Origin of the sequence: Polaromonas sp. UBA4122 (assembly GCA_002381615.1) — a bacterium.
Classification (GTDB): domain Bacteria; phylum Pseudomonadota; class Gammaproteobacteria; order Burkholderiales; family Burkholderiaceae_C; genus Polaromonas.
The window spans coordinates 4,362-8,368 of record DFWY01000099.1 but is presented as its reverse complement, the minus strand read 5'-3'; the positions used below and the strand labels follow the sequence as shown (position 1 = coordinate 8,368).

At 58.0% G+C, this 4,007-nt stretch carries 5 protein-coding genes; 1 reads left to right on the top strand and 4 read right to left on the bottom strand.

Annotated features, from left to right (window positions below):
- Positions 1-371: 371 nt before the first annotated feature.
- The 4 genes from B3F77_RS13300 to B3F77_RS13285 all read right to left on the bottom strand — a co-directional run bounded on the left by B3F77_RS13300 (position 372) and on the right by B3F77_RS13285 (position 3,446).
- Positions 372-593, bottom strand: coding sequence for an IS1096 element passenger TnpR family protein (locus tag B3F77_RS13300; protein ID WP_293605407.1), 222 nt, complete (start codon positions 591-593; stop codon positions 372-374).
- Positions 594-674: 81 nt separating this feature from the next.
- A complete protein-coding gene (locus tag B3F77_RS13295) occupies positions 675-1,643 on the bottom strand; it encodes a TIGR01212 family radical SAM protein (protein WP_293605406.1) in 969 nt (322 codons plus the stop codon).
- A gap of 233 nt (positions 1,644-1,876) precedes the next feature.
- Entirely contained in the window at positions 1,877-2,326 is a 450-nt protein-coding gene (locus tag B3F77_RS13290; protein WP_293605405.1) for a response regulator, read from the bottom strand.
- Positions 2,327-2,471: 145 nt separating this feature from the next.
- Complete coding sequence (locus B3F77_RS13285; protein ID WP_293605404.1) at positions 2,472-3,446, bottom strand: NADPH:quinone oxidoreductase family protein; 975 nt, start codon at positions 3,444-3,446, stop codon at positions 2,472-2,474.
- A gap of 157 nt (positions 3,447-3,603) precedes the next feature.
- On the opposite strand from B3F77_RS13285, the gene surE reads away from it, so the two are divergent.
- Positions 3,604-4,007 (top strand): 5'/3'-nucleotidase SurE (gene surE / locus B3F77_RS13280; protein ID WP_293605403.1); only part of this gene is annotated, 404 nt, incomplete at its 3' end.

Genomic DNA, 4,007 nt, shown 5'->3' with positions numbered 1-4,007 from the left:
GAGGGGCCAGCCATGGCTGAACATCACAGATTGTCCGGTGTCCCAGTCCTTGTAATCGATCTGCGGACCGTCTTTCGTCGTAATTGTGCTCATTGTTTTCCTCCTTTTTTTTATCGGCGGGTGATTTAGCCGCCGAAAAACGTACTCCATAGCTGCTGATTAAATTCAGAGATTGGAGATTGCGAATTGAGAAATATCAAAGGCGTACAAGTTCGGGGCAAATACACCTTGGAGTTCAAGCTGGAGGTGGTGCGACTGTTCAAAGGCGGGCAAAAAGAGGCCGTACGGCCGGGGTGTCGGGGCAGTTCGCATACCTTTGTAGGAGAGGACGGCTGTCGGCAACCAAGTGGCCGTGGCGTAGGACAGAAGCGTCAGCAGGATGCGAGGCTGGGATAGGTATGCTTCTTTTCCAGCGGCAGGCGCGCTTCAATGCGAACCGAGTGTTGCCAGCAGTCGCCGAAGTCGTGCTCGTAGCGGAAGCGCTCGTTGATGCGGAATTTGAAATCGGTCATTCGGACCAGTTCTGGATCGGTCGACTTGAACGCTAGAAAACTGCTCTTTAGAAGGCCTGCCGGGACTGGACATCTTGGCAAGAAAAATGAAAAGGTTACTTGGCCGCTTTGAGCGGCTCACAATTTTGAAAGCCCCCGGCTTTGCCGGGGGATGGTTACTATTCAGCTTGAACCGGCTGTGGTCGGCAGGTATCGACAGCCCTGCCAGCTGCCGCGACGTGAAAGTTCAGCCGAGATCCGCGGGGCGAGTTCGGACAGACGGAGGTTCCAGTGCGGCGCCAGTTTTAGTGCAGGCGGCACTTCGCTACCCACGCGCTGGAGCAGGATCGAGGGTGCAAGGCGCTCGATGAAATCGGCCAACAGGCTGAGGCAGGTCTGCTCGTCTAACAGCGGTACGGCATCGGGATTGCGCTGCCATTCGCGGGCTAGGGCGGTGCCGCGTACCAGTTGCAGCTGATGAAGCTTGAGCGCCCGAATCGGCAGTGCCGAGAGATGACGGGCACCGTCGAGCATGCTCTCGTATGACTCGCCCGGGAGGCCGAGCATCAGATGGGCGGTGACTTCCAGTCCGCGCGCTGCAGAGCGGCGGATCGCGTCAACGCTGGCGGCGAAATCGTGGCCGCGATTGACCCTTGCCAGCGCCGCGTCGTTGCAGGATTCAACGCCGATCTCGAGTTCGATGATGTGTTCGCGTGCGAGCACCGCGAGATAGTCTAGTACTTCCGAGGGAAGACAATCGGGGCGGGTGCTGATCGCAAGGCCGCTGATCTGCGGATGGGATAGCGCCTCCTCGTAGCAGGCTCGCAGCCGTTTGAATTCACCGTAGGTGTTGGTATAGCTCTGAAAATAAGCGATGTAGTGCTGCGTACCGGGATAGCGCCGACGCAGAAAAAGCAGCCCAGCGTCGATCTGTTCGGTGATGGGCTGTCGGCGATCCAGGTAGCCCGGCGTAAAGCTGGCGTTGTTGCAGAAAGTGCAGCCGCCGGTGCCGACCAAGCCGTCGCGGTTGGGGCACGTGAACCCCGCAGCGATCGAGACCTTCTGTACCCGGCCCCCGTGGAGGGCTTTCACATGGTCATTCCAGGCGTGGTAGCGGCGTTCGCCGAATGGAGAAATTGCTTCTGTATTCATCGGGGCAGTAATGACCGCGATTCGACAGAATGACGCAGCGGACCCGAAGTATGCCTGAAGCTCAGAATCTGAGGTTGAAGTTGCTGCTGCCGGTGCGGATTTGACCAGGATGCCGACAAATCATTGACCACCCAAATAGCCAAGAGAAACAAGGCAAATCGCGGACCACAGGCCGATGTCGCCTGGGCAGTCAATCATCGGCACGCTGGTCAAATCCGCGCTGGCAGCAACAGTCAGGCGTCTGTGGCGGTGAGTGGCGCAAGGTTGGAGGTGTGCCAGTACTCCCTGACCTGCCGCAGCTTGTCTTCAAAGTCACAGTAGTCCAGCGGCTTGCTCACGTAGCTGTTGAGTCCGCCTTTAAACGCAAGCACCGCTTCAGACTGTTCGCTCGCCGAAGTCAGCATGACGACTGGAACAAAAAACGTTCGAGGGTCGTCCCGCATGCGCTGCATGACCGCCAGGCCGTTCATCCCGGGTAGCCCCAAGTCCAGCAAGACCAGTTCGGGTTGATCGTCCGGGTTACGGTCTCGGTAATTACCCTGGCAGAACAGATAGTCAAGGGCTTCCAGTCCATCGCGGGCGACCACGATAGCGTGGGACACACCGTTTTGTTGCAGGGTGGTCAGGGTCAATTCGAGGTGGTCGGGGTTGTCCTCCACCACCAGCATCGTCGGTTTGCTCATGGGCTACCCTTCGGTAATGAGTCTTCAGCATACCAGTAACGTGTCCTGTGTCGCTGCATATGTCGGCCGGGCTGAATCAGCGCCGCAACAAAAACGCACATTTGTGGACTTTTTTGGTAGTTCGTGGTGAACGTTTTAAAGCCTGTCAATTCACCATCACCAGCTTGCCCATGACGCCCCGGGAGCCCATGTAGGCATAAGCCGCCTTGAGCTCCGCCATGGGCATGGTGCGGTCAATCACCGGTTTGATCTTGCCCTGGGCGTACCAATTGGCCAGCTCGGCCATCATGACTGCGTTGGCTTTGGGTTCACGCTTGGCAAAGTCACCCCAGAACACGCCGACGATGGAGGCGCCTTTGAGCAGCGTGAGATTCAGCGGCAATGAAGGGATGGAGCCGGATGCAAAACCCACCACCAGATAACGCCCACGCCACCCGATGGAGCGGAAAGCCGGCTCGGCATAGTCGCCGCCTACCGGGTCGTAAATCACATCCGGGCCTTTGCCGTCAGTCAGTCGCTTGATTTCGTCGCGCAGATTTTTGCTGGCGTAGTTGATGGTGGCGTCCGCTCCAATCGAGGTGCAAAGGGCGCATTTCTCGTCAGTCGAGGCAGCGGCAATCACGCGCGCACCGGCTGCTTTTGCAATCTGGACGGCGGCGCTGCCTACGCCGCCTGCGGCACCCAGCACCAGAACGGTTTCGCCCGCCTTAAGTTGCGCCCGGTCCATCAGTGCGTGCCAGGAGGTGGCGTAAATCATGATGAAGGCGGCCGCGTCCACATGCGAAAACCCGGCGGGCAGCGGCATGCACAAGGCCGCTGGCGCAAGGGTGTGCGTGCCAAATCCGCCCGTACCCGACAGACAGGCGACGTTCTGGCCGACCTGCAGGTGTTTCACGCCTTCGCCCACGGCCTGAACCACGCCTGCGTATTCAGAGCCCGGCACAAAGGGTAGATGCGGTTTGATCTGGTATTTGTTCTGCACGATCAGCAGGTCAGGAAAATTGAGGCTGGCCGCTCTGATCTCAATGAGTACCTCGCCCGCTTTGGGCTGCGGCGTTGGCAGCTCTTTCCAGGTCAGGGCGTCTACGCCGATGGGGTTTTCACAAAGCCAGGCTTGCATGAGGTGTCTCCGAAAATAATGGGCAACGTGGAGGGCCAATAAGAAAGCGAGAATAATGAGCGGAAATGATTTAACCATGCATCATAGGCAAGGCCACAAGCTTGGTGCGTTCAAAGACCTGTGTCGGCTGTCACCGCCGTGACCGTAAAATTACACTATGAAAATTCTGATTTGCAACGACGACGGTTACCAGGCCTCCGGCATCATTGCCCTGTATGAAGCGCTTAAAACCGTCGCGGATGTCGAGGTGGTGGCGCCCGAGCAAAACAACAGCGCCAAATCCAACGCACTGACCCTGCATTCGCCGATGTATGTGCAGACGGCGGCCAACGGCTTTCGCCACATCAACGGGACGCCCGCGGACTGCGTGCACATTGCCCTCACGGGCCTGCTGGGTTACCGGCCAGATCTTGTAGTTTCAGGTATCAACGATGGTGCCAACATGGGCGACGACACCATTTACTCCGGCACCGTGGGTGCGGCCATGGAAGGCTATTTGTTCGGCATTCCCTCGATCGCGTTTTCGCAAACCGAAAAAGGTTGGGCCTATATCTGTCTCTT

Excerpts from the sequence above, each read along its gene's own strand:
- B3F77_RS13285 (WP_293605404.1), bottom strand. The coding sequence starts at position 3,446 with ATGCAAGCCTGGCTTTGTGAAAACCCCATCGGCGTAGACGCCCTGACC.
- B3F77_RS13290 (WP_293605405.1), bottom strand. The coding sequence starts at position 2,326 with ATGAGCAAACCGACGATGCTGGTGGTGGAGGACAACCCCGACCACCTC.
- B3F77_RS13295 (WP_293605406.1), bottom strand. The coding sequence starts at position 1,643 with ATGAATACAGAAGCAATTTCTCCATTCGGCGAACGCCGCTACCACGCC.